20 protein-coding genes and 2 pseudogenes are annotated in these 25,004 nt (G+C 35.5%); 16 read left to right on the top strand and 6 right to left on the bottom strand.

The window, feature by feature from the left end; all coding sequences use genetic code 11:
* Positions 1 to 2 precede the first annotated feature (2 nt).
* Genes modB through modA form a run of 3 tightly spaced genes read right to left on the bottom strand, consistent with a single transcriptional unit; the run spans position 3 to position 1,820 of the window.
* Positions 3 to 683, bottom strand: a complete 681-nt coding sequence (gene modB, locus DMB91_RS04995; RefSeq protein WP_034904747.1) for a molybdate ABC transporter permease subunit — start codon at positions 681 to 683, stop codon at positions 3 to 5.
* 3 nt (positions 684 to 686) lie between these two features.
* Positions 687 to 1,070: a hypothetical protein gene (locus DMB91_RS04990; protein ID WP_034904749.1), complete on the bottom strand. Its 384-nt coding sequence runs from the start codon at positions 1,068 to 1,070 to the stop codon at positions 687 to 689.
* Positions 1,071 to 1,820 (bottom strand): molybdate ABC transporter substrate-binding protein, encoded by a 750-nt coding sequence (modA, locus tag DMB91_RS04985; RefSeq protein ID WP_034904752.1) that lies wholly within the window; start codon positions 1,818 to 1,820, stop codon positions 1,071 to 1,073.
* 175 nt (positions 1,821 to 1,995) lie between these two features.
* Here modA and DMB91_RS04980 point away from each other — a divergent pair, with 175 nt between their 5' ends.
* Entirely contained in the window at positions 1,996 to 2,988 is a 993-nt protein-coding gene (locus DMB91_RS04980; RefSeq protein WP_034904754.1) for a YeiH family protein, read from the top strand.
* A 2-nt stretch (positions 2,989 to 2,990) separates the two neighbouring features.
* Here DMB91_RS04980 and DMB91_RS04975 read toward each other — a convergent pair whose 3' ends face one another.
* Together DMB91_RS04975 and DMB91_RS04970 are read right to left on the bottom strand one after the other, a co-directional pair.
* Positions 2,991 to 3,308, bottom strand: coding sequence for a DMT family transporter (locus tag DMB91_RS04975; protein ID WP_034904756.1), 318 nt, complete (start codon positions 3,306 to 3,308; stop codon positions 2,991 to 2,993).
* 80 nt (positions 3,309 to 3,388) lie between these two features.
* A pseudogene (locus DMB91_RS04970) lies at positions 3,389 to 3,727 on the bottom strand (DMT family transporter); the annotation flags it as partial.
* A 235-nt stretch (positions 3,728 to 3,962) separates the two neighbouring features.
* On the opposite strand from DMB91_RS04970, the gene DMB91_RS04965 reads away from it, so the two are divergent.
* From DMB91_RS04965 to DMB91_RS04945, 5 genes are all read left to right on the top strand, one after another.
* Positions 3,963 to 4,541 carry a cytochrome c3 family protein gene (locus tag DMB91_RS04965; protein ID WP_034904761.1) on the top strand — a complete coding sequence of 193 codons (579 nt, stop codon included), beginning with the start codon at positions 3,963 to 3,965 and terminating at the stop codon, positions 4,539 to 4,541.
* 1 nt (position 4,542) lies between these two features.
* Entirely contained in the window at positions 4,543 to 7,059 is a 2,517-nt protein-coding gene (locus DMB91_RS04960; RefSeq protein WP_034904764.1) for a molybdopterin guanine dinucleotide-containing S/N-oxide reductase, read from the top strand.
* Between the two features lie 309 nt (positions 7,060 to 7,368).
* On the top strand, positions 7,369 to 11,868 hold the full coding sequence (gene gltB, locus DMB91_RS04955) for a glutamate synthase large subunit (RefSeq protein ID WP_034904766.1): 4,500 nt from the start codon (positions 7,369 to 7,371) through the stop codon (positions 11,866 to 11,868).
* Positions 11,869 to 11,923: 55 nt separating this feature from the next.
* Positions 11,924 to 12,898, top strand: coding sequence for an HTH domain-containing protein (locus tag DMB91_RS04950; RefSeq protein WP_034904776.1), 975 nt, complete (start codon positions 11,924 to 11,926; stop codon positions 12,896 to 12,898).
* Between the two features lies 1 nt (position 12,899).
* On the top strand, positions 12,900 to 14,351 hold the full coding sequence (locus DMB91_RS04945; RefSeq protein ID WP_034904779.1) for a glutamate synthase subunit beta: 1,452 nt from the start codon (positions 12,900 to 12,902) through the stop codon (positions 14,349 to 14,351).
* A 212-nt stretch (positions 14,352 to 14,563) separates the two neighbouring features.
* On the opposite strand, the gene DMB91_RS04940 is transcribed toward DMB91_RS04945, so the two are convergent.
* Positions 14,564 to 15,511 carry a lactate/malate family dehydrogenase gene (locus tag DMB91_RS04940; protein ID WP_034904781.1) on the bottom strand — a complete coding sequence of 316 codons (948 nt, stop codon included), beginning with the start codon at positions 15,509 to 15,511 and terminating at the stop codon, positions 14,564 to 14,566.
* A gap of 116 nt (positions 15,512 to 15,627) precedes the next feature.
* On the opposite strand from DMB91_RS04940, the gene DMB91_RS04935 reads away from it, so the two are divergent.
* From DMB91_RS04935 to argS, 10 genes and pseudogenes are all read left to right on the top strand, one after another.
* A complete protein-coding gene (locus tag DMB91_RS04935; protein WP_034904784.1) occupies positions 15,628 to 16,404 on the top strand; it encodes a threonine/serine exporter ThrE family protein in 777 nt (258 codons plus the stop codon).
* Positions 16,401 to 16,979, top strand: a complete 579-nt coding sequence (locus tag DMB91_RS04930; protein ID WP_052043199.1) for a threonine/serine exporter family protein — start codon at positions 16,401 to 16,403, stop codon at positions 16,977 to 16,979. The genes DMB91_RS04935 and DMB91_RS04930 overlap by 4 nt, the downstream gene beginning before the upstream one ends.
* Before the next feature lie 107 nt (positions 16,980 to 17,086).
* Positions 17,087 to 17,887: a 30S ribosomal protein S2 gene (rpsB, locus tag DMB91_RS04925; protein WP_034904786.1), complete on the top strand. Its 801-nt coding sequence runs from the start codon at positions 17,087 to 17,089 to the stop codon at positions 17,885 to 17,887.
* A gap of 2 nt (positions 17,888 to 17,889) precedes the next feature.
* Entirely contained in the window at positions 17,890 to 18,966 is a 1,077-nt protein-coding gene (tsf, locus tag DMB91_RS04920; RefSeq protein WP_034904788.1) for a translation elongation factor Ts, read from the top strand.
* Position 18,967: 1 nt separating this feature from the next.
* Positions 18,968 to 19,603 (top strand): ABC transporter ATP-binding protein, encoded by a 636-nt coding sequence (locus DMB91_RS04915; RefSeq protein ID WP_034904791.1) that lies wholly within the window; start codon positions 18,968 to 18,970, stop codon positions 19,601 to 19,603.
* A complete protein-coding gene (fliR, locus tag DMB91_RS04910; RefSeq protein ID WP_034904793.1) occupies positions 19,590 to 20,357 on the top strand; it encodes a flagellar biosynthetic protein FliR in 768 nt (255 codons plus the stop codon). The genes DMB91_RS04915 and fliR overlap by 14 nt, the downstream gene beginning before the upstream one ends.
* A gap of 1,751 nt (positions 20,358 to 22,108) precedes the next feature.
* Positions 22,109 to 22,249, top strand: a pseudogene (locus DMB91_RS09290) (hypothetical protein); the annotation flags it as partial.
* A 2-nt stretch (positions 22,250 to 22,251) separates the two neighbouring features.
* Positions 22,252 to 22,872, top strand: a complete 621-nt coding sequence (gmk, locus tag DMB91_RS04900; RefSeq protein WP_034904798.1) for a guanylate kinase — start codon at positions 22,252 to 22,254, stop codon at positions 22,870 to 22,872.
* Between the two features lies 1 nt (position 22,873).
* Positions 22,874 to 23,122: a twin-arginine translocase TatA/TatE family subunit gene (locus DMB91_RS04895; RefSeq protein ID WP_034904800.1), complete on the top strand. Its 249-nt coding sequence runs from the start codon at positions 22,874 to 22,876 to the stop codon at positions 23,120 to 23,122.
* 3 nt (positions 23,123 to 23,125) lie between these two features.
* Positions 23,126 to 24,730, top strand: coding sequence for an arginine--tRNA ligase (argS, locus tag DMB91_RS04890; RefSeq protein WP_034904802.1), 1,605 nt, complete (start codon positions 23,126 to 23,128; stop codon positions 24,728 to 24,730).
* Positions 24,731 to 25,004 lie beyond the last annotated feature (274 nt).

Genomic DNA, 25,004 nt, shown 5'->3' with positions numbered 1-25,004 from the left:
GCCTAAAAAGAAGTGAATTTTTTATTGACAAAGAATAAGCTTAAAAGTATGATAAAAGAAAGTGCAAAAAGCACAAAGGCGTATTGGTGTGCTAGGGCATAATTTAAAGCCTCAAGTTCATCATATATGGCTATGCTAGCTACTAAGGTTTCGCCTTTTTTGTGCCCACCTATCATCATCACAACGCCAAATTCTCCTATAGTATGAGCAAAAGCTAACACGCAACCAGTAAAAATACCCACCTTTGAGCTTGGTATAATCACCCTTAAAAGCGTGATAAATTTGCTTTTTCCTAAGGTATAAGATACCTCGATAAGGTTTTTTGGCACACTTGAAAAAGCACTTTGAATGGGCGAAACCATAAAGGGCAAAGAAAAGATAATGCTAGCAATAACCAGCCCTTCAAAGCTAAAAACAAGTTTCACGCCAAAAGTTTCATCTAAAAAACGTCCAAAAAAATTCATAGGTGAAAAAGCCATTAAAAAATAAAAACCAAGCACACTAGGAGGCAACACCAAAGGCATAGAGACTATCACTTGCACCACACTTTTAAAACGAAAATTGATAAAAACTAAGGCATAAGCTAAAGCTACACTTATAAAAAAAAGCAAAAAAGTGGTGATAAAAGCAAGTTTAAAGGTTAAAAATAAGGTTTGTAAAAACTCAGCATTTAAAATCTGCATATTTCATACTTTTAACATAATATCGCTAGGCTTTATATAACCAAAAATTTTTTGTGCTGTGTTTAAATTTAAAAGTTTGGAAGCTTCATTACTTAGCAAAGCGCTTAAATTTTCTTTAAAAAAAAATTGAGTAAGAATTTCACCTTTTTTAAAGCTTTGAATTTCTAAGCTAAGCTGATTTTCAACGCCTAAAAGAACTTCTTGAGGGCTTAAGATAAGCTCATCTTCTTTAAAAAGTAGCTCTATGTTTGAGTTAAGCTTAGCTTGTAAAGAAGGAAAATCAAGCATTAAAACATTAAAAATTTCCCCTCGCTTAAGTTCAACTTTTACAAGGGAAATTTCATCTTTGTGATGAACGCTTAGAATTTTTCCAGCAAGCACATTCATTTATCTTGTGCCAAAGCCGTATTTTTTGATGATAGCCTTACCTTCTTTAGAAAGCACAAAATTTGAAAATTCAGTGGCGAGTTTTTTACCCTTAGCGTATTTTGTGATTACAAAACTTTGCTCAAGTGGGCTAAAAAGCTTATTATCAACAAGCACAGCTTTGCCTTTTGGATTATTCACAGGCGAAACCAAGGAGTAAGCAACTATACCAACTTCAGCAGTAGCTGTATCAACATGGATAACAGGTTGAGAGATATTATCGCCTAAAACGATTTTATCTTTAAAAGTATCATAAATTTTTAAATTTTTAAGCACCTCTTCAGCAGCTACTCCATAAGGTGCGACTTTGGGATTGGCTATGCTTAAGTGCTTGATCTCTTTTGCCTTGCTTGCAAGAGCTTGTATACCACCTTCTAGGAACTTTTCATCAAGACTATAAAGAGCTACAACGCCTAGGGCATACACGGCTGGCTTGCTGATAGCGTTACCATCTTTTTCGATCTGTGTGGCATATTTTGCATCAGCTGAGAAGAAAAGATCAAATTCACGCCCCTCTTTTAAAAGCTGATAATGCTTGCCAGAAGCACCAAATATTAACTCCACTTCATCTTTTGGGAATTTTTTTAAAAATTCAGTTCTTACTTCACTCATAGCCTTAGAAGCTGAAGAAGCTACAAATACACTAATTTTTTCAGCCCACAAGGAACTTGCAAGAAGCAAACTTGCTAAAACAAAAAGCATTTTTTTCATTATTTTTCCTTAAGAATTAAAATTATGTTATTATAACCTAATTATTTCTATTTTATTTTAAAATTGCATAATTTTTATTTGGGTATGAAAAAGTGTTATTTCAAAAAATATAGATGCAAATTTTGTTTTGAATTTTCACACAAAATGCTATAATTTTCAGTTTTAAGGAAAAATAATGTCAAATTTTATCAAAGGCTTTGCACTCACTTCTTGCCTTGCTTTGATGAGCTTTTTTCTAGCCAAGCTTTCTTTTTTTGAGGCTTTGCATCTTTCGCCTTTAATTATAGCTATTGTTTTGGCAGCGTTTTTATCGCCTCTGTATCTTAAGGTGCATTCAAGTTTTGATAAAGGTGTAAGCTTTAGTGCGAAAAAATTGCTTCGATTTGGCATTATTTTATATGGTTTTAATGTCTTGCTTTTAGATATAGTAAATGTTGGTATAAGTGGAGTTTTGCTTGCTTTATTTGTTGTTGTATTTGTTTTGGCGGTTGGAATTTATATAGGCGTGCGGTATTTTAAGATAGATAAAGAACTTGTGATCTTAATCAGTGGTGGAAGTGCGATTTGTGGAGCAGCCGCAGTTTTAGCTTTAGAAAGTGCTTTTCGTAGTAAAGCTCAAAAAAGCGTTATTGCGATCTCTTCGGTGGTCGTTTTTGGCCTTTTATCTATGTTTGTATATCCTTTGTTATATTTTAGTGGAATTTTGCCCTTTGATGACACACAAATGGGCGTTTATATAGGACTTGTTTTACACGAAGTGGCAAATGTTGTAGGAGCAGCAAGTAGTATTAGTGATGAAAGTGCGTCTGTGGCGATCATTATTAAGATGATACGCGTGATCTTACTTGTGCCTGTGCTTTTGATCTTACCTTTGTGCTTTAGTAAAGGTGAGCAGGGGGAGAAAAGAAAACTTCATATTCCTTATTTTGCTCTTGCTTTTTTGGCTGTGATTATTTTTCATTCTTTTGTGAGTTTGCCTGAATTTTTGCTTGACTTTTTTAAAATTCTTTGCGTTTTGAGTTTGAGTGCAGCTATGGCAGCTTTGGGTTTGCAAATTGATCTTAAAAGCTTTGCAAGTCTTGGAAAAGATGCTTTTAAGCTTGCTTTTGTGCTTTTTGTGATCTTGCTTGTGCTTGGCTTCGTGCTTGTATTTTTCTTTGTGCGTTAAATTTAATGAGAAACAAGCTTTAAACCTACACTACACAGCAAGATAAGCCCTACAAAAACAAGTTTTAAAACATTTTTGCTTTCTTTGAAAAAAAGCACGCCCACGATCACGCCCCCACCAGCTCCTATGCCCGTCCATATCGCATAGGCTGTGCCAGCTGAAATTTCACGCATAGCCAAAGACAAAAAGCCAAAAGAGCACATAAATAAAATAACAATGGTAAGAAAATATATCTTTTTTCCGCTTTGTATGTGCTTTTTCATCGCAATCACACCAAGAATCTCTATACACCCAGCAAGTATTAAACAAAGCCAGCTCATTTTATCTTTCCTAAAAGCTCATCTTCAAGCTCGTTTAAACCAAGATCAGAGCTTATTTTTTCCACACTTTCTTCATCATGTTCTTGACTTATAAACTTAAGCCCTATGACGCTAAGTATCAGCACGCTAATAAGGGAAATTTTAAGCCATGAGAAAGGTTCGTTAAAGATAAGCATTTCGCCCAAAACTACCCCAGCCGTGCCAATGCCTACAAATACAGCATAAGCGATACTTACCTCTATCTTTTTCATTGCTAAAATCGTGCAGCAAAAAGAAATGAGTATGCCAAGTCCTGTAAAGACGTAAAGAGCAAAATTATCAGCGTGTTTAAGACCATTTACCCAAAAGCACTCAATAATACCTCCAAGTATGATTAAAGCCCAAGCAAGATTAGTGCTGATTTTTGTTTGTTTTTTCACAGCTTTTCCTTAAAATTTGAGTGTAAATTTAAAGCTGGATTATAATAAATTTTAAGCAAACATTGAGTTAATAGGGTTAAATTTTGTATTGCTTTAGAATAATATAAAATTCGAAATTAAGCATAATATTAAATTGCTATTTTACAAGTATTTAAAAATTTATTATTTATTTAAGAAATAATTTATTATATCTAAAATAGAATAATAAAAATTTAAATTTATTTAAGGAGCAAAAATGAAAAAACTCATTTTCTTTCTTTTGGCAAGTTTTTCTTTGTGTTTTGCTAAAAATGAGCTTTTCAGTGATAAAGTCATCTCGCTTTATCAAAACAAAGACGATACTAAAGCCATTGGCAGACTTTTGCCAACAAATGCTTTTAGAGTTGTTAAAACTGAGGGCGATAAGCTCTTGCTTGAAATTTCAGGTTTTGTAAATCCTAAAGCCCCTTCAGTGCTGTATTTTAACGATTATCAACGCATTATTGTAGTAGCGTTTTCTAAGAATGCTAAGCTTCATTTCATCAAGCAAAGCAAAGGTAAAAATGACAAATGGAGCAGAGCAAGCATACAAATGTGGGCTGATAAGGCTGATTTTGCTAAAAGCGATAAAGAAATGCTTACGCGAGCAGCCACACTTTATACGGAAAACTGCGGCATTTGCCATACTGCACACAAGATAAATGAATTTACAGCTAATGCTTGGCCTGCTGTGTTTCGTTCAATGGCCGATCGCACCGGCATTGACAAAGAAGATCGCTGGCTTGTGATTGAATACTTGCAAAAGAATGCAAAAGATTTTAAAAAAGGAAAATAATATGTTAGATAGAAGAAGATTTTTAAAAGCAGCAACAACCTTAAGTGCGACTTTACCTTTTTTACCAAGTTTAGCAAATGCTAGTGTAGAAGCTTCTAAGTCAAATTTAGGGCTTGTAAAAAACGGCTCAGTGATCACAGCAGCACATTGGGGTATTTTAAAACTTACTCTTAAAAATGGTGTAGTAGTAAAAAGTGAGCCTTGGAGAAAACTTACAAATATGGATAATCCGCTTTGGTATCAAACTCCAGATATGATTTACAAATCCCGCGTTCGCTTTCCGTATGTGAGAAAATCATACCTTGAAAATCCAGACAAACCTAAGCCAGAACTTCGTGGCAAAGATGAATTTATAAGAGTGAGCTATGAAAAAGCTATAGAGCTTATCGCAAAAGAGCTTGCCAAAACTCGCAAACAAAAAGGCACACAAGGTGTTTTTGCGGGCAGTTACGGCTGGAAAAGTAGTGGCAATATGCAAAACTCACGCATACTTTTGCACCGCTTTATGAATGTAACAGGTGGTTTTGTGGGCGTTACGGGGGATTATTCAACTGGAGCTAGCCAAGTTATAATGCCTTATGTGGTAGGTTCTATTGAGGTATATGAGCAACAAACTTCTTGGGAAAATATCTTAAGTGAGAGTAAGATCGTCGTTATTTGGGGTGCTGATCCGCTTTCAACCTTACGAATTTCTTGGACAGCAAACGAACAAAAAAGCTTAGAATACTTTGAAAGACTTAAAAAAAGCAAGATTAAAGTCATCGTTATTGATCCTATTCGCACTGAAACAGCTAAATTTTTAAAGGCTGATTGGATCGCTCCTCGCCCAAATACTGATGTAGCGATGATGATGGGTATGGCAAGTCATTTAATCGCTACAAAGAAAGTCAATTATGAGTTTTTAGAAAATTACACTACCGGTTTTGATAAATTTAAAGCTTATTTAGAAGGCAAAGAAGATGGCGTCGTTAAAAGCGTGCAATGGGCGAGTAAAATTTGTGGTATTGAGCCAAAAGTGATTGAAAATCTTGCTGAAACCTTTTATGATAATCCTACTATGATAATGAGCGGTTGGGCTATGCAAAGAGCACAACATGGTGAGCAACCACACTGGATGCTTGTAACACTTTGTTCTATGCTTGGACAAATTGGCACAAAAGGCGGTGGTTTTGGGCTTAGTTATCATTATAGCGGTGGCGGCGTGCCAACTTGTAAGGGTGGTGTTATAGGTGGTATAAGTGCTGGCGCGGTTGGAATTTGGAAAAATGGTAAATTTCAAGCTATGCCAAAAAGTACTCAAGCTTTAAGTGGGGCTGAATGGTTGCAAAATGCTGCAAGCCGTTCTTTTCCGCTTGCACGTATAGCTGATGCTTTGCTTCATCCGGGCAAAACTATAGATCATAATGGCGAAAAGATCACTTATCCAGATATTGATTTTATTTATTGGGTGGGTGGTAATCCTCTTGTGCATCATCAAGATACAAATACCAATGTTAAAGCATGGAGAAAACCTCGCACTGTTGTAGTTAATGAAATTTATTGGACACCAACGGCAAAAATGGCTGATATTGTTATGCCTGTAACTTCAAGCTACGAAAGAAATGATATTACTATGGCTGGGGATTATTCAAATATGCATATCGTGCCGATGAAACAGGCGGTAGCCCCTGTTGATGAGAGCAAAGATGATTATGAAATTTTTGCTGATATTTGTAAAGTTTATGGAAAAGCTGTATATAATGCTTTTAGTGATAATGGCAAAAAGGCTATGGATTTCATCAAAGAGTATTATGAAAGCGCTTTAAAACAAACAAGGGCTTTTGGCGAGGCTTTTGCAACGCCTATGCCAAGCTTTGAGGAATTTTGGGCGAAAAACGAGCCAATCACTTTTGAGCCGAGTATGGAAAGTATGGAATGGGTAAGATTTGCTGACTTTATAGAAGATCCTATCTTAAATGCTCTTGGCACAGAATCAGGGCTTATAGAAATTTATTCTAAAAGCATAGCAAAGTATAAATATAATGATTGCAAAGCTCATCCTACTTGGTTTGAGCCTATAGAATGGCTTGGCAATGCAAACGAAAATGCACCTTTTCACTTGCTCACTAATCACCCAGCAAATCGTTTGCACTCCCAGCTTTGCCATACTTCTTTGCGTGAAAAATACGCTGTAAATGGCAGGGAACCTATACTCATCAACAAAAAAGATGCTCAAAAACTTGGTATTAAAAACGGCGATGTAGTGCGTGTGTTTAATAAAAGAGGCGAGGTTTTAGCTGGAGCTGTTTTAAGCGATGACATCATGCAAGGCGTGGTAAGGCTTTGTGAAGGTGGCTGGTATGATCCAGATGAAAACGGACTTTGCAAATATGGCAGTGTCAATGTGCTTACACTTGATCTGCCAACTTCAAAACTCGCAAATGGTAATATCGCTCACACAGCACTTGTAAATATAGAAAAATTTACAAAAACACTACCAGAAGTTACAGCTTTTTCTGCTCCAAAAGGTGCGATTTAAGACTATCTTTTTTGCTCCTTTCCTTTTGGGGAGGAGTTTTAAATTCTTAAAGCACTTAAATTCATTTAAAAAAAATAAAAATATCAATTTGAATGCAATCTGTTTCAATAATTTATCGAATTTAAAGTCGTTTTTATATATTATGTTAGTGATTTTTCATAATTATTTTATTTTTTAAGTAAAATATAATTTTTATTTTATTACATTTTTTTTTCATTTTAGTATTTTTTAAGATAAAAAATAATCTCAATTTAAAGTTAATTTGCTATAATACTTACTTTATTATTTAAATTTTTGAAGGATAGGGCTATGAATACCGATGATATTTTAGAGAAAAACCAAAAGATAGGGCTTTATGATCCGCGTTTTGAGCATGATTGCTGTGGTATAGGAGCGGTTGCAAATATCAAGGGTATAGCCTCATATAAAGTTATTCAAAATGCTCTTGATATACTTATGCAGCTTGAGCACAGAGGTGGAGCTGGAGCTGAGGAAAACTCTGGCGATGGAGCTGGCATACTTATACAAGTGCCACATGATTTTTTTGCAAGTCAAGAGCTTGGCTTTAAACTCCCTAAAGAAGGTGATTATGCTGTAGCACAAATGTTTTTATCTCCAAATGCTGAAGCAAAAAAGCAGGGCAAGGCTTTATTTTTACAAGGCTTAAAAGATAAAAATCTTGAGTTTTTAGGCTTTAGAGTTGTGCCTGTTAATCCTAGTGATATAGGACATACTGCTTTAAAAGCTATGCCGTATTTTTTACAAGCCTTTGTAAAACGTCCAAAAGAAGTTAAAGCTGGAATTGAGTTTGAACGCATGCTGTATGAAACAAGAAGGATTATTGAAAAAAGAGCTTTAAATGTGCCTAAATTTTATATCTGTTCTTTTAGCTCAAGAACCCTTGTGTATAAGGGTATGTTGCTTTCTACTCAGTTAAGCGATTTTTATCTTGATTTTAAAGATGTGAATTTAAAATCTGCCATTGCTTTAGTGCATTCACGTTTTTCAACAAATACCTTTCCAAACTGGGAAAGAGCACACCCAAACAGGTATATGGTGCATAATGGCGAGATTAACACCATACAAGGAAATATCGGTAGTATAAGGGCTAGAGAAGGTTTAATGCAAAGTGATTATTTTAAGAATCTAGACGATATTTTTCCTATCATTGCAAAACCAAGTAGCGATTCTGCTATGTTTGATAATACTTTGGAATTTTTAAGCCTCAATGGACGCACTCTTGAAGAAGCTTTTATGATGATGGTGCCAGAGCCTTGGCATAAAAACAAAACCATAGATGCGAAAAAAAAGGCGTTTTATGAATATCATTCTACCTTAATGGAACCTTGGGATGGACCTGCTTCTATCATCTTTACTGATGGAGTGATCATGGGTGCAAGCCTTGATAGAAATGGCTTTCGTCCGAGTCGTTATTATTTAACAAATGATGATTTTTTGATTTTAGCTAGCGAAACAGGGGCTTTAAAAATAGATGAAAAAAACATCAAAGCCAAAAAACGTTTAGAGCCGGGCAAGCTTTTGCTTGTAGATACTGAGCAAGGAAGATTGATTGATGATAAGGAGCTAAAGGATCATTATGCAAATGCTAAGCCTTATGAAAAATGGCTTAAAAACCTTGTGCATATAGAAGAACTAAGTTCTAAAGGCTATAAACACGAATTTTTAAGTTCAGCTGAAATTTTGCGTTTGCAAAAGCTTTTTAATTGGAGTTTTGATGAGCTTATGGGAAGTGTTTTGACTATGGCAAATACAGGTAAAGAAGCTCTTGCTTCAATGGGTATTGATACGCCTTTAGCTGTGCTTGATGAAAAGCCTCAACCGCTTTTTAATTATTTTAAACAGCTTTTTGCTCAAGTGACAAATCCACCACTTGATGCTATCCGCGAAGAAATCGTTACTTCAACGCGAATTTATCTTGGCAGAGAAGGCAATTTGCTCAAAACAAGTGCCTCAAACTGCAAAAGAGCAAAACTCCAGCTTCCTTTGATAAGCAATGAGGAGCTTTTTAAGATCAAAAATTTAAAAGACTTTGAAGTAGCTGAATTTTCTTTACTTTTTGATTTTCATAAAAAAAGCCTCAAACAAGCCTTAGATGAGCTTTTTAAAAGCGTTGAAGAAAGTATAAAAAAAGGTGTTTGTATAGTGATTTTAAGTGATGAGGGCGTAAGTCAAACAAAGACTTATATCCCTTCTTTGCTTGCTGTTTCAGGGCTTCATCACTATCTAGTAAGCAAGTCTTTACGCACACATGTAAGCATCATCATTAAAAGTGCTGAACCAAGAGAAATTCATCATTTTGCTTGCTTGCTTGGTTTTGGAGCAACAGCAATTTGTCCTTATTTAGTGTATGAGAGCATTTATGAGCTTATCAAAAAAGGCGAATTAGAGCTTAGCTATGAAAAAGGCGTGCAAAACTTCATCAAAGCAAGTTCAGCTGGCATTGTAAAAATCGCTTCAAAAATGGGCGTTTCAACTCTGCAAAGTTACAATGGTTCAAAGATTTTTGAATGTTTAGGCTTAAATTCACAATTTTGCGAACAATACTTTGGTTCAGTAAGTTCAAGAATAGAAGGCATAGGACTTGATGAGCTTTTTGAAGAGCTAAAAAAAGTGCATACTGAGGGTTTTAAGAACTTTGATCTAGCTCTTGATTCAAAAGGAAGTCATGCCTTTAGAAGCACAAAAACTGATCACATCATCGATCCTTTAGTTATCTTTCATCTACAAGAAGCGTGTAAAAACAAAGACTACGCAAGATTTAAAAAATATACCAGTCTTGTTGATAACAAACTCATTAAGATCAGAGATTTAATGGACTTTGACACCAGCGAAGCCATAAGTTTAGACAAGGTTGAAAGTGTAGAAAACATAGTCAAACGTTTTAAAACAGGGGCGATGAGTTATGGTTCTATTTCAAAAGAAGTGCATGAATGCCTTGCTATAGCTATGAATCGCTTAGGAGCAAAAAGCAATTCAGGCGAAGGTGGTGAAGATGAAACGCGTTATATCAAAGAACTTAACGGTGATGATAAAAGTTCGGCTATCAAGCAAGTTGCAAGTGGGCGTTTTGGTGTAAATATCAACTACCTTGTCAATGCTAAAGAACTGCAAATCAAAGTCGCACAAGGTGCAAAGCCCGGAGAGGGCGGACAGCTCATGGGCTTTAAGGTTTATCCATGGATTGCTAAGGCACGTCACTCCATACCGGGTGTTTCTTTGATCTCTCCTCCTCCTCATCATGATATTTATTCGATTGAGGATTTAGCCCAACTTATTTATGATCTTAAAAACGCAAATGATAAAGCGAGTATTTCGGTTAAACTTGTTAGCGAAGCAGGTATTGGGACGGTTGCAGCTGGTGTAGCTAAGGCTGGAGCAAACTGCATTTTAGTTTCAGGTTATGATGGAGGCACTGGAGCAAGCCCTAGAACAAGTATAGCTAATGCTGGAATTCCTTGGGAGATAGGGCTTGCTGAAACTCATCAAACCTTGATTTTAAACAAGTTACGAGATCGGGTTCGCCTTGAAACAGATGGTAAGCTTATGAGCGGGCGAGATTTAGCTGTGGCTGCACTTTTAGGGGCTGAGGAATTTGGCTTTGCGATCGCCCCTTTGATTGTGCTTGGTTGCACGATGATGAGAGTGTGCCACCTCAACACTTGTCCTTTTGGCATAGCTACGCAGGATTTAGAGCTTAGAGGACGTTTTAAAGGCAAAGCTGAATGGGTAGAAAATTTTATGCGTTTTATAGCCCAAGAACTGCGTGAATATATGGCAAAACTTGGCTTTGAAAAGCTTGATAATATGATAGGTAGGGTTGATAAACTCTTTCAAAAGAAAAATTTACAAGGCAAAGCAAGTAAAGTTAATCTTGATAGCATTTTAAAATCCTTAGCAACTTACAATCAAACAGCCGTGCATTTTCAAGGTTTTAAAGATAATAAACTTGAAAAAACTATAGATTATAGAGTGCTTTTACCCCTTTGTAAAGAAGCTGTATCAAAGGGCAAAAAGATCAAGCTTGCTTTAGAGGTAAGTAATTCAAGTAGAACCTTTGCAACTATGCTTTCAAGTGAGATCACTAGAGCATATGGAGCTAAAGGCTTAAATGAAGGGCAAATTAGCATAGAAGCCATAGGCAACGCTGGGAACAGCTTTGGAGCGTTTTTGTGCAAGGGCATTGAACTTTGCATAGTAGGCGATGCAAATGATTATCTAGGCAAGGGTTTAAGTGGGGGCAAGATTAGTGCAAAAGTAAGCAAAGAAGCAAATTTCTTAGCAGAAGATAATATCATCGCTGGCAATGCTTGCTTATATGGGGCAACTGAGGGACAAGTGTATCTTGATGGTATAGCAGGGGAAAGGTTTTGTGTGAGAAATTCAGGGGCAAGTGCAGTCGTGCTTGGCACAGGCGTGCATGGTTGTGAATATATGACAGGAGGGCGCGTTGTCGTGCTTGGTGATATAGGTGCAAATTTCGCCGCTGGTATGAGTGGAGGCATAGCTTATATATATGGACGCCACAATGAAGGTTTTGTCAATACCGAGCTAGTGGATATCTTGGAGCTAAGCAAAGATGATAAAAATGAGCTTTTAGGCTTGATAAATGAACATTTAAAGCACACAAACTCGGTTAAAGCCGCACGCATACTTAAACGTTTTAGTGCAAAGAATTTCTTTAAAATTATGCCAAGGGATTATGCAAAAATGCTTCAAACCCTAGAACTATGCAAAAAAGAAAAAAATCCAGAACTTGTCGCCTTTGAGCTGATAACCAAGGGGAAGTAAGCTTTGAAAAAGTTTGGAAATTTGATAGAATTAGAGAAAAATTTAAGAAAATAAAATGGAAAAGAAATTGACTTATTTAGAAGCAGCAAAAGAAATTCTAGTAAAAACAAAACAGCCTCTTACTTTTTTACAAATTTGGGATGAGGTGGTTAAACAAGGTATAGACAAAAGACTTTCAAGCATGGGAAAAACACCTTATAATTCTCTTGCAGCACAGCTTTATATGAATGTAAAAAACAAAGGCGAAAAAGCTGATTTTATCATCGTTTCAAAACAACCTGCTACATTTTGGCTTAAAAGTAGAAGTGCAGAATTAGACAACAAAAAACCAGAACAATTTATTCAAGAAACCCCTATAAAAAAACCAGTAAAAGAGAAATTTAACGAGAGAGATTTGCACCCCTTGCTTGTGAAATTTTTGTATGAGAGTGAATTTAACGCTTGTGCAAAGACGATTTATCATGAAAAAAGTGTAAAAAATACAAGTGGTAAAAACAAATGGGATCATCCTGATATCGTCGCTGTATCTTTTCCTTTTGGAAGCTATAAAAACGATACTTTAGAATTACTTCAAAATATTGATAGACCAGATTATAAACTTTACTCCTTTGAGCTTAAAATTGCTTTAAATTTTGGTAATCTTAAGGAATGCTATTTTCAAGCTGTATCAAATTCAAGCTGGGCAAATGAGGGCTATTTAGTCGTGTATGAAGAGGTCGATAGCGAAGTATTAGTAGTGCTTAGACGGCTCAATGCTAGCTTTGGCATAGGACTTATAAAACTTGAAAATGAAATTGCAAATTCTGAAGTTGTGATCCAAGCTAGAGAAAATGAAAGCTTAGATGTTGAAACTATAGATGTTTTAGTAACCAATAATAGCAATTTTAAGGAATTTATCAAGGATATAAACCGCAAAATAAAAGCTCATTATGAAAATATAGGTGAGATTAGTTCAAGCTTTGATGAGGTTTTAGAAGATGATGAATTTGAAAAATACCTCAAAGACAAACATATAAACAAAGGAGACTAAGATGGCAAATCCAAGGGGATTTTTAGAATTTAATAGAGCAAAGATTGCAAAAATCACGCCACTTGAACGTATTAAAAATTATAAAGAATTTACACTTGCTTTTGATGAAAAAGAGCAAATTGAGCAAGCGAGTCGGTGTATGAATTGTGGGGTGCCTTTTTGTCAAGCTGGGCTTGTTGAGGATAAAAAGGATATAGGTTGTCCTTTGCATAACTTGATCCCAGAATTTAACGACGCTGTATATAAAAACAACTATGCCCTAGCTTATGAGCGTTTAAGCCTTACTAATCCTTTTCCTGAATTTACAAGCCGTGTTTGTCCAGCACCTTGTGAGGATAGCTGTGTGTGTGCGATTAACTCACAAAGTGTAACCATAAAAGCAAACGAATATGCCATCATAGAAAATGCCTTTAAGATGAAGCTTGTTAAAGCAAGTAAGCCCCAGCATTATAATGGCTTAAAAATAGCCATAGTAGGAAGCGGTCCTTCTGCCTTAGCTGCAGCTTATGAGCTAAATTTACTTGGCTATAAAGTTAGTGTTTTTGAAAGAAGCGATCGCTTGGGTGGGCTTTTGATGTATGGCATACCTGATATGAAGCTTGAAAAAAGTGTGGTTGAAAGAAGGATCGAGCTTTTAAGGCAAAGTGGTATAGAGTTTAAAACAAAGCAAGATATCAACAGCAAAGAAAAGGCTGATGCACTCATTAAAGACTACGATGCTGTGATTTTAGCTACTGGAGCAAGCAAGCCAAATGATTTAAATATCAAAGGCAGAGAGCTTGAGGGCATAATGTTTGCAGTGGATTTTCTTACTCTAAACACAAAAAGCTTGTTAGATAATGGCGAGGCAGCAACCTTAGCTAAGGGCAAAGATGTGCTTATCATAGGAAGTGGCGATACAAGCGTGGATTGTGTTGCTGTAGCGACTAGACAAGGAGCAAAAAGTATTACGCGTTTTGAGCGAAGCCCTAAACGCCAGCTTACAAGAACAAAGGATAATCCTTGGCCTTTAAAAGCTGATATTTTTACGACTGATTATGGACTTGAAGAAGCTATTGCGGTGTATAAAAAAGATCCAAGAGAATATCAAAAAGCAACGCAAGAATTTATCGGCAAAAATGGCAAAGTTACAGCCGTGCTAGCAAGCGATCTTAAAAGGGTGCAAAAAGAAGGTAAATTCATCAACGAAGTGGTGCAAAACTCACAAAAAAAATATAAAGTTGATCTTGTGCTTTTGGCTATGGGCTTTAGTGGCTGTGAAAACGAGCTAGCAAAAAATTTCAAACTTGAACTTGATGAAAAAAACAATATCTTAAGCACACATTATCAAAGTACAAGAAAAAAGGTTTTTGTCTGTGGAGACGCTCGAATGGGACAAAGTTTGGTGGTAAATGCCATAGAAGATGGCAAGTGCTGTGCGAGGGCTTTAAGCGAGTTTTTAAGCAAGGCTTAGGTTCATCAATTTGTGTGATATAAAAGGGCTTAGCGGGTTTTGCAAAGCCTATGAGTAAAATCACTTCAAACAAGCCAATTTTTGTTTATAGAAGCTAAGTTATTTTAAGATATTTGCAAAAAACTTAACGTCTTAAAAAGCTAGCTCTTAAATTCTCATTAAAAATCAACACAAGATAAAAAGCCTGTATTTAAAAATTTATCAAAGCCATTTTAAGCTTTGATCTTAGCTTCAATCCTATCTTTGACGCTTAAAATGGTTGTTTTTATACTATGTTTAGTTTGTTCGAGTTTGGCTTTTTCAGCTTCACTAAATTCACACTCTAGCACCTCTTCAACGCCATTTTTACCAATTATACAAGGTAAAGATAAAGCATAATCCTTAAACACGCTAGAAACTGGAACTAAAAGTTTTTTATCTTTAAGCACAGCTTCAGCAAGCATGGCACAAGAGCCTCCTATGCCGTATTCTGTGCATCCTTTTTTGTTGTAGATGAAATAGCCCTCATTTGCCACTTCTTTTTCAAGCTCCTCTGTGTTGATTTTTTTGCCTAGTTTTTGCTCATAATACTCACTTAAGCTTTTTGAACCCACATAAGCATGGCTTAGGTAGGCAAATTGAGAGTCTCCATGCTCGCCTATCATAAAAGCTTTGATATTGCAAGGATTAAGCCCCAATTTCTCGCCTAAAATTCGCCTTAATCTTGAGCTGTCTAAATTTGTGCCAGAGCCAAAAATTCGCCCTTTTTCTAGTTTGCTAAGCGAAGCAGTAAGATAAACGATACTATCATTTGGATTTGTAGCGATGACATACACGCCTTTAAAACCGGCTTTTTCAAGTGGTAAGATGATATTTATAAGTTCAAAAGTATTGTTTTCAAGCTCTTCAAGTCTTGTAGCTAGAGTGTTTAAATGTATTTTTCTAAAAGAAAGCACGATTACTTGACACTTTGCAAGCTCTTGAATATCTTTAGCTAAGTATATCTTCGTATGCGAATGAGTAAAAACTAAGCTATCTTTAAGATCATGAACATGAGCAACGGCTAAATCAGTTTTAATATCATAAAGCATTAACTCATCACACATTGCCATATTCACAAGATTTGAAGCTGTTGCCGCTCCTACAAATCCTACACCGACAATTCCTACTTTTGTTTGCATTTTTATCCTTTTTTGTGTGATTTTTAAAACAAAATTTTAAAAACTTGTTATAATTTTACCTTATTTTAAACATTTTGTGCTAGAAATACAGAAAAATTCTATGAAAGAAAATATGCATGCAAAAGCCAGACATTCAAGAATTGAGTAATTTTTTGATCAAATACATCTCCACTATGGTTGGCGTTGGCACTTATAGCTCGCGTGTAAATCGCTGTGCAGAACGCATAGCTGCAACCTTTGGATATGAGATTCATTTGCATTTTTCTTTTAATCATACATTGGTTAATCTTATCGATCCTGATGATATCTCGATCTCACGCACTTATCTCGTCAATAACAAATACTCTCCCATCGATTTTCGTTTGATCTTAGATTTAAGTGCCTTAAGTTGGGCGATTTATGATCATATCCATAATCTTAAAGTTGCAAAAAGGTGTTTTGAAAAGCTTATTCAAAAAAATCAACGCCCAGCTTATACTTATATACTTTTTGCAAGTATAACTCAAATGGCTTTTTCAAGACTTTTTGGTGGGGATTTTGAAACTTCTATTTTGGTGTTTTTAGGCACTCTTGTTGGCTCAAGTTTAAGGACGATTTTTACTCATTTTAAACTTGATATAAGAATTCAATATATCATCTGTGCATTCATCTCTTCATATATCGTTTCCATAGGTGTTGATTTGGGTTTTACCAAAACGGGTGAGGTTGCACTTAGTTCAAGTATTTTGTATTTGATCCCAGGAATTTTCTTTATCAACTCGGTTATTGATATACTCAAAAGCTATGTTTTAGTAGGCTTAAGCCGTATCATTAGCGTAGTAATTTTAATCAGCTGTATAGCAGTAAGCATTTACACCACACTTGCACTTTCAAATTTAGGTTTTTGGCGATGAATGGGTTTTATTCTATATTTACTGATATGTCTTTTGCGGCAATTGCTGGCTTTGGTTTTGCATACTCTTGCAATCCTCCTATTCGCACTTTGTTCTTATCGGCTCTTTTGGCGGCTATTGGGCATGGTTTTCGCTTTACTTTACTTGAGTTTTTTTCTTTTCAAAATCTCGCTCTTGCGACTTTTTGTGCGTCTTTTTTAGTGGGTTGTTTTGGTATGCTTTTTGCTAAAATTTCAAAAATCCCAGCCGAGATTATCGCCTTTCCGGCTTTGCTTGTGATGATACCTGGAATTTATGCGTATAGGGCGATTTTATATCTGTTTTATTTTATCAACTCAAGTGATGCCATTGAAAAAACTCGGTATTTGGTGTATTTTTTTGATTGTTTTTTGACAACGATTTCAGTAACTTCGGCTTTAGCTGTAGGCATTTCGATGACTTTATTAATCTTTTTTGAGCAAAGCTTTATGATGACAAGGGGTGTAAAGTATTTTGAAAAATACAAGCGGTTTAAGCGCCTTACTACCCGCCCAAGCAAAATTTTCAAACGTCATGAAAAACTAAGCAAAAACTAAACTTAAATTTGCTAAAATTAAGCTTTTTATTTCACACGCACCAATCCTTTTTAGCTTGATGAGTTCAAGGGGTGCGGAGGAAAAAGCTAAATTTTAAGGAGAAAAACATGGTTAGCATGAGGGATTTGCTTGAATGCGGTGTGCATTTTGGGCATCAAACACGCAGGTGGAATCCAAAGATGAAAAAATTCATTTTTGGGGAAAGAAAAGGCATTTATGTTATTGATTTGCAAAAAACCTTGCGTTATTTTCGCTACACTTACAATATAGTAAGAGACGCTGCTACTGAAGGCAAAACTATACTTTTTGTAGGCACAAAAAAACAAGCTTCAGCTGCGATTAAAGAATATGCTGAAAAATGCGGTATGCCTTATGTCAATCATCGCTGGCTTGGTGGTATGATGACAAATTTTGGCACTATTCGTCAAAGCATACGCAAACTTGAGATTATAGAAAAAATGGAAGAGGATGGCTCTATCAAGCTTCTAACTAAAAAAGAAGCCTTAATGCTTACTCGCAAAAAAGAAAAACTTTTAGCCTATCTTGGTGGTATAAGACATCTTAAAACTCAACCTGATATGATCTTTGTGATCGATACAGTTAAAGAAAAAATTGCTGTAAAAGAAGCTAATCGCTTAAAAATTCCTGTAGTTGCACCACTTGATACGAATTGCGATCCTGATCTTGTAACTTATCCAATCCCGGGAAATGATGATGCGATCCGATCAGTGCAGCTTTTTTGCCAAGAAATGTCAGAAGCTATCATCGAGGGTAAGTCTTTAAGAGAACAAGATGAGGATATAAACGAAGAAAAACAAGAAGTCAGCGATGAAGAAAAAGAAGCTCTTGTTGAAGAAGCAATGAGTGAAGAATTTAGCGAAGAAGACTTTGAAGAAGAGGAAAAATAATCATGGCTGAAATCACTGCACAAATGGTAAAAGAGCTTCGCGAAAGCACCGGAGCTGGAATGATGGATTGTAAAAATGCTCTTAAGGAAACTGAGGGTAATTTTGAAAAAGCGGTGCAATACCTACGCGAAAAAGGACTTGGAAAGGCGGCTAAAAAAGCCGATCGTTTAGCTGCTGAAGGATTGGTAAGCGTTAAAGTAAGTGAGGATTTCAAGCAAGCTACTTTAAGTGAGATTAATTCAGAAACCGATTTTGTAGCTAAAAATGAGCAATTTATCGCCTTAACTAAAGATACTACAGCTCACATTCAAGCCCAAGCTATTAGCACTACTGAAGAGCTTAATAAAAGTGTGATTAATGGAACGCCTTTTGAAGAATACCTTAAATCTCAAATCGCAACCATAGGTGAAAATCTTGTTGTGCGTAGATTAGCGACTTTAAAAGCTGGTAATAACGGCATAGTAAATGGCTATATCCACACCAATGGACGCGTGGGCGTTATCATCGCTGCAAGTGCTGAGAGTGAAGAAGCTGCGAAAAAAATCACTGACTTTTTAAAGCAAATTTGTATGCATATAGCTGCTATGAAGCCTGTATATCTTAGCTATAAAGACTTAGATATAAATTTTGTAGAGCAAGAATACAAAGCCTTGGTTGCTGAACTTGAAAAGGATAATGAAGAGCGAAGAAGACTTAAAGATCCAAACAAACCAGAGCATAAAATTCCAAAATACGCCAGTAGAAAGCAACTTAGCGAGCTTATTTTAAAGCAAGCTGAAGAAGATATAAAAGCTGAACTTAAAGCTCAAAACAAGCCAGAAAAAATTTGGGCAAATATTATCCCGGGTAAGCTTAATAGCTTTATTAGTGATAATTCTCAGCTTGATAGTAAGCTCACTTTAATGGGGCAATTTTTTGTAATGGATGATAAAAAAACTATAGAACAAGTCATAGAAGAAAAGATTAAAGAGCTTGGCGTAAAATTTGAAATCGTCGAGTTTATCCGCTTTGAGGTGGGTGAAGGACTTGAGAAAAAGTCTGAGGACTTTGCTGCTGAAGTAGCTGCACAAATGAGCTAAAATGGAACTTTTAAGAGCGGAAAATTTAAGCCACAGCTTTGATTATCCGCTTTTTAAGGATTTGTGTTTTAGTCTTAATGAGGGACAAAGCATAGCCATACAAGGAAGTTCAGGTTGCGGAAAATCCACTCTTTTACACATACTTTCTACACTTTTAAAGCCAAATTCAGGAAAAGTTTTTTTTCAAAATCATGATCTATATGCCTTAAGTGAAACTGAAAGGCTAAGGATAAGAAGGTATTTTTTTGGCATTATCTTTCAAACTCATTATCTTTTTAAAGGTTTTTCTGCTTTTGAAAATATAGAACTTGCTAATGTTTTATCAGGACAAAGTCTTGATCAAAGCTTACTTGAAAAACTTGGCATAGCTCATCTTTTAAATCAAAAAATTGCTAAGCTTAGCGGAGGACAGCAACAAAGAGTGAGCATAGCAAGGGTGCTTTGTAAAAAGCCTAAGATCATCTTTGCAGATGAGGCAACAGGAAATTTAGATAAAGAAAATGCCACTAATGTAATAGAAATTTTAAATAGCTATGTAAAAGAAAATGCAGGTGTTTTGATCTTTGTAACGCATGATAATTCCCTTGCTTTGCTTTGCGATGAGCAGTATAAGCTAAGTCAAAATGGAATTTGTTAATTATCTTGGCGATGAAAATGTCGCGGCTTTTTTCTTACTTTTTGCAAGAGTAAGTGGGATTTTTGTTTTTTTTCCTTTCTTTTCACACAATAATATCCCAAATGTTATTAAAGCAACTTTAGCTTTGTTTTTAACGATGTTTTTATTTCCCCTAGCAAAGCTTGAAATGCCAAGTTATAATTCTTTTTTTATCTTGCAAATTTTAAGCGAGGCTTTGCTTGGAATGATAGCTGGACTTTTGCTTAGTATAGTTTTTGCTTTCGTGCAATTTGCAGGCGAGCAAATGGCTTTTACTATGGGCTTTACTATGGCAAGTGTGCTTGATCCAAGTTCTGGAGCGAGTGTGCCCATCACTTCTCAAATTTTAAACTTACTTGCCTTGCTTGTATTTTTAGCCTTTGATGGACATCATTTGATCTTGCTTTTTTTAAGTCATTCTTTAACTTATATCGACTTGGGTGGTTTTTATCCAGGCGAAAATTTGCTTCGTTATGTTAATACAAGTATGCTTAATATCTTTATGATAGGCTTTGCGATGGCTTTTCCGATCTTAGCGATTAATCTTTTAGCGGATTTAATCTTTGGGCTTTTAATGAAAACTATGCCTCAATTTAACCTTTTAGTTGTAGGTTATCCTATAAAAATTGCTCTTGGTTTTGTGGTTTTGGTTTCGATTTTAGTGATAATGATGCAGTATTTTAAAGAACTTATTTTAAAAGTTTTTTCAAATATGCAAACTTTATTCTTTATCTAAGCATTTAATAATAAAAAATATCTTAAAATATAGTTTTTCATCTTAAGGAATGGTGCATGAAAATCGTATTGCTTAATAAAAACCCTATTGTTTCAAAACTAGCGCGCTTGAGTGCTGAGAAAATAGCTTATGAATTTGAAGAGTTTGAAAATGTTGAGGACTTTCAAGGAAGAAGTGATATTATCATCATTGATAATGAGGTCGAAGCTGATATAAAAGAGCTTGCTCAAAAATGTGAAAAGCTCATCTATTTGAGTCCAAAAAGTGCTGAAAATGTTAAAGGTGTAGAAAATTTACACAAGCCATTTTTGCCAACTGATTTGATAAAACTAATAGAAAATAAAACTATAGAAGAAGCTCAAGTTGTCGAAGAATTAAGCGTCAAAGAAAAAAATAAAGAGCCTGTAGATAATAAAGAAGAAAACCCTTACGATGATATACAACTTGATCTTGATGCTTTAAATTTTGAAGATATTGATGATACAAATGCAGATAAAAAAGAGCAAAAAAGTCAAGATGAAACAGCTTTGAAAGACGAACCAAAAGAAGAATTGAATTCTCAAGATGAGCCTAAAACCCAAGAGGAGACTTTATCAAGCCAAGTTCAAAATAAAGAAGAAAACAAAATACAAAAAGAAGATGAAGCACAAGAGCTTCAAGAAGAAAATACAAGTGAACAAGAGAAGAAAATTACAAAGCTTGAAGGACAAGATGAGCATTTTGATGAAAATGATTTAGACGCGGTTTTCAAGATGAGCGATGAAGAAAAATCAGTTAGCAAGCCTGAAGAAATCGATGATGAAGAACTTAAAGATTTTGATTTAAATTTTGATCAAACAAAGCCTCAAGCTTTACCTGAAGAAGTCAGTCAAGAAGAATCGGCACAAACTCAAGATAGAAGTGCAATCCAAACTCCTTTTCAGACTGATGAGCCTATAAATTTAGATGAGCCGAGCCAAGATTTAGCTCAAGATGAGACAAAAGTTCATGAAGAGCTTGACTTAGATAAGTCTAAAGAAATTTCACAAGAACCAGTTTTAGAACAAAGTGAAGCTTTGCAAGAAGATATGCAAGAAAACCAAGATAAAGTAACTCAATCTCAAGAGCTTGAAGTTCAAGATGAAACGGATAAGCTTATTTCTAGCGAAGATGACAAGATAGGTGATTTGACTGATTTACCTAAGCAAGAGCCTGCAGGAGAAAAAACAAGTGAAGCTTCAAACCAATCAGAAGCTCAAGTTGAAACAAATGCCGAGCAAGCCCCGCAAATTCAAGATGAGACAAAGACTCAGCACTTAACCCAAACAGAATTAAAAGATGAAACTCAAGATGAGTTAGCCCACGAGCCTTTCAGTGTCGAGGAAAAGCAAGAAAAACAAATTGATTTTGATGATATACCAGAAGATGCGAAATTTTTAGGGCAGATTGAAGAAAAAGAAGAGCAAAACGAGCCTCAACCTCAACTTATCGATGAAGAAGAAATGAAAGCTGATGAAAACTTGAGCGCTCAAGATAAAATCAAAGCTGAACTTGCTGCGCTCGATGATCTGGATAAACAGGATTTGCAAAGCGAAGAATTGCCAAGCCCTGAAATAGAAAGTGCTGAAATTCAAAAGGATATAGAACAGCTCAATGAAAGAGAAATTCAGCTTGCCTTGGGCGAAGAAGTGAGCGAAGAAGAGCCAACGCAAGTGCAAGAGTCTATAGAGTCAGCACATACTCAAATAACACAAGAAACCCCAAGTCAAAAGAGCGATGAGATCATCGATGAGCTTAGTAAAAGTATAGCTGCGGCTGTAAGCGAAAGTATTAAAGATGATACTTTAAAAGCTGCTTTAAAGGGCATGAATATGAACATTAGCATTAACATCAAATTTGATGAGAAAGCTTAAACGTGCAAGGTGGTTATATACTTTTGATCTCCGGACCAAGCGGGGCAGGTAAATCCACGCTTTTAACTCGTTTGATAAACGAATTTAAAGATGAGCTTTATTTTTCTATTTCTTGCACGACAAGAAAACCACGAGAAGGCGAGATAGATGGGGTTCATTATCATTTTGTAAGTGAGGAAGATTTTCAAAAAGATATAGATGAAGGAGCCTTTTTAGAATGGGCAAAAGTGTATAATAACTTTTATGGCACCTCTTTAAAACACACTCAAAAAGCCCTTGCTGAAGGTAGAGTAGTGATTTTTGATATTGATGTGCAAGGTTTTTGCATAGTCAAAGAAAAACTTAAAGATGAATTAAGTTCAGTTTTTATCACAACAAAGACAAAAAATGAACTTGAAAAAAGACTTATTAATCGAAAAACTGATACAATAGATACGATCAAAAAGCGTCTCATTGTGGCTGAAAATGAGATGAATTTCATCGCTCAATATGATTTTTTAATCATTAATGAGGACTTGGAACAAAGTTATAAAGAGCTTAAGGCTGTCTTTAAAGCGTGTAAAAAACGCGTGCAAAGTAAGACTGTAGCTGAAATTCAAACTCAATGGTATAAAGGAGAATAAAATGGGTTTAAGTTCTATAGGACCGGGACAATGGTTGGTTATCTTACTTATCATCGTGCTTTTATTTGGGGCAAAAAAAATTCCAGAGCTTGCAAAAGGCTTAGGTAAGGGTATAAAAACCTTTAAAAGTGAGATGAGTAATGATGAAGATGAGACAAACAAAAATTCTGCAAAGCTTGAAGAAAAACCAGATACAAAGGTTTTTACAAGCGATGAGGGTATAAAAAGCGACGAACAAAAGAAAGCTTAAGCTTTGAAAACAAGAGTATATGAGTGCGTAAAGCAAGGTTTAGATCAAGACTTTGTGCTTGAAAGCCCAAAGGATAAAAACCTTGCTCATTTTGCAACCCCACTTGCCTTCTCTTTAGCGAAAGAACTAAGAAAAAATCCCAAGCTTATTGCTGAGGAATTAGCTGTTAAATTTACAAATGAAAAGCTTTTTGAAAAGGTTGAGGCTGTTAATGGCTATGTAAATTTCAAGCTTTCGCGTGAGTTTTTAAACGATGAAGCCACAAAGGCTTTAAGCAAGAGTGAAGATTTTGCAAAAGGCACAGCTAAAAAGCAAAGTTTTTTACTTGAATATGTAAGTGCAAATCCTACAGGACCACTTCACATAGGGCATGCTAGAGGGGCTGTTTTTGGTGATACTTTAGCCAGAGTAGCAAGGCATTTAGGTTTTAAGTTTGACACTGAATATTATATCAATGATGCGGGCAATCAAATCGAGCTTCTAGGACTTTCAGTGCTTTTGGCTGTGCGTGAAAATGAGTTTAAACAAAGCGTTGTTTATCCTGATCAGTATTATAAAGGCGAGTATATCAAAGAGCTTGCTAAGGAGGCTTTGGCTGAATTTGGCGTGGATTTTTTTGAGGAAAAAAATATCCCTAAAATCGCTTCTTGGGCAAAGGATAAAATGCTCGTTGAGATCAAAGCGACTCTAGCTTCAGCACGTATAAAAATCGATCATTTCATCAGTGAATTAAGCTTGTATGAACAGCTTGACGCTACACTTCAAGCCCTAAAAGCAAATCATGCTAGCTATGAAAAAGAGGGTAAAATTTGGCTTAAGTCAAGTCAAAAAGGTGATGAAAAAGATCGCGTTATCGTGCGAGAAGATGGGCGAGGAACTTACTTTGTTGCTGATATAGTCTATCACAAAGACAAATTAAGCAGGGGTTATGATAAGTGCATTAATATTTGGGGAGCTGATCATCACGGCTATATAGCTAGGATGAAAGCAGCGATGAGTTTTCTTGGTTTTGATGAGAGCAAGCTTGAAGTGATCCTAGCTCAAATGGTTTCTTTGTTAAAAGATGGCGAGCCTTACAAGATGAGTAAGAGGGCTGGAAATTTCATACTTATGCAAGAAGTGCTTGATGAGATAGGAGCTGATGCCTTGCGTTTTATCTTTTTAAGCAAAAAATGTGATACTCATCTTGAGTTTGACATTAACGAACTTAAAAAACAAGATAGCTCAAATCCTGTTTTTTATATCAATTATGCACATGCACGCATTCATCAGGTATTTGCAAAGTCTGGCAAGAGCGTAGAACAAGTTATCAATGCTGATTTAAGCAAGCTTAGTGATGAAGCTTTAAATTTGCTTTTTGAAAGCTTAAATTCGCATGCCATTTTATGTGATGCTTTTGAAAATAGGGCTTTACAAAAGATAGCTGATTACTTAAAAAGCCTTGCAGCAAGCTTCCATAAATTTTATAATGAAAACAAAGTGTTAGGCACAAATGATGAGGACGCCTTGCTTAAACTCTTTGCAGTAGTGGCTTTAAGCATAAAAACAGTCCTAAAGCTTATGGGTATAGAAGCAAAAGATAGGATGAATGCTGGGGAGTTGAAATAAGATTTATCTTTTTTTGTGTATTTTTCTTAGCACAAAAGTATTTAAGCCTATAAATTGGGCTTTTTCTTAAATTTTAAGTTTTTGCAAAATCATCATTTTAAAACTAAGATGTGTAAATTTCTATATTTCCATAATAAATCAACGCCATTACACACAGGATAAAGCATATTTACTCCTTGTTTTTTTTGACAAGTCTTAACTTAAGATTTCTTGGCAAATGCCATTTAAATTTTTCTTACAAAATATACTTTTTTTATTAAAAATATTTGCTCAA

It is taken from the genome of Campylobacter sp. MIT 97-5078, from assembly GCF_006864455.1.
GTDB lineage: Bacteria > Campylobacterota > Campylobacteria > Campylobacterales > Campylobacteraceae > Campylobacter_D.
Note: the sequence above shows the minus strand (reverse complement) of the source record. Positions and strands in the feature narration are given on the sequence as shown.

Coding starts and splice junctions, on each gene's coding strand:
- modB (WP_034904747.1), bottom strand. CDS start 683: ATGCAGATTTTAAATGCTGAGTTTTTACAAACCTTATTTTTAACCTTT.
- DMB91_RS04990 (WP_034904749.1), bottom strand. CDS start 1,070: ATGAATGTGCTTGCTGGAAAAATTCTAAGCGTTCATCACAAAGATGAA.
- modA (WP_034904752.1), bottom strand. CDS start 1,820: ATGAAAAAAATGCTTTTTGTTTTAGCAAGTTTGCTTCTTGCAAGTTCC.
- DMB91_RS04980 (WP_034904754.1), top strand. CDS start 1,996: ATGTCAAATTTTATCAAAGGCTTTGCACTCACTTCTTGCCTTGCTTTG.
- DMB91_RS04975 (WP_034904756.1), bottom strand. CDS start 3,308: ATGAGCTGGCTTTGTTTAATACTTGCTGGGTGTATAGAGATTCTTGGT.
- DMB91_RS04965 (WP_034904761.1), top strand. CDS start 3,963: ATGAAAAAACTCATTTTCTTTCTTTTGGCAAGTTTTTCTTTGTGTTTT.
- DMB91_RS04960 (WP_034904764.1), top strand. CDS start 4,543: ATGTTAGATAGAAGAAGATTTTTAAAAGCAGCAACAACCTTAAGTGCG.
- gltB (WP_034904766.1), top strand. CDS start 7,369: ATGAATACCGATGATATTTTAGAGAAAAACCAAAAGATAGGGCTTTAT.
- DMB91_RS04950 (WP_034904776.1), top strand. CDS start 11,924: ATGGAAAAGAAATTGACTTATTTAGAAGCAGCAAAAGAAATTCTAGTA.
- DMB91_RS04945 (WP_034904779.1), top strand. CDS start 12,900: ATGGCAAATCCAAGGGGATTTTTAGAATTTAATAGAGCAAAGATTGCA.
- DMB91_RS04940 (WP_034904781.1), bottom strand. CDS start 15,511: ATGCAAACAAAAGTAGGAATTGTCGGTGTAGGATTTGTAGGAGCGGCA.
- DMB91_RS04935 (WP_034904784.1), top strand. CDS start 15,628: ATGCAAAAGCCAGACATTCAAGAATTGAGTAATTTTTTGATCAAATAC.
- DMB91_RS04930 (WP_052043199.1), top strand. CDS start 16,401: ATGAATGGGTTTTATTCTATATTTACTGATATGTCTTTTGCGGCAATT.
- rpsB (WP_034904786.1), top strand. CDS start 17,087: ATGGTTAGCATGAGGGATTTGCTTGAATGCGGTGTGCATTTTGGGCAT.
- tsf (WP_034904788.1), top strand. CDS start 17,890: ATGGCTGAAATCACTGCACAAATGGTAAAAGAGCTTCGCGAAAGCACC.
- DMB91_RS04915 (WP_034904791.1), top strand. CDS start 18,968: ATGGAACTTTTAAGAGCGGAAAATTTAAGCCACAGCTTTGATTATCCG.
- fliR (WP_034904793.1), top strand. CDS start 19,590: ATGGAATTTGTTAATTATCTTGGCGATGAAAATGTCGCGGCTTTTTTC.
- DMB91_RS04895 (WP_034904800.1), top strand. CDS start 22,874: ATGGGTTTAAGTTCTATAGGACCGGGACAATGGTTGGTTATCTTACTT.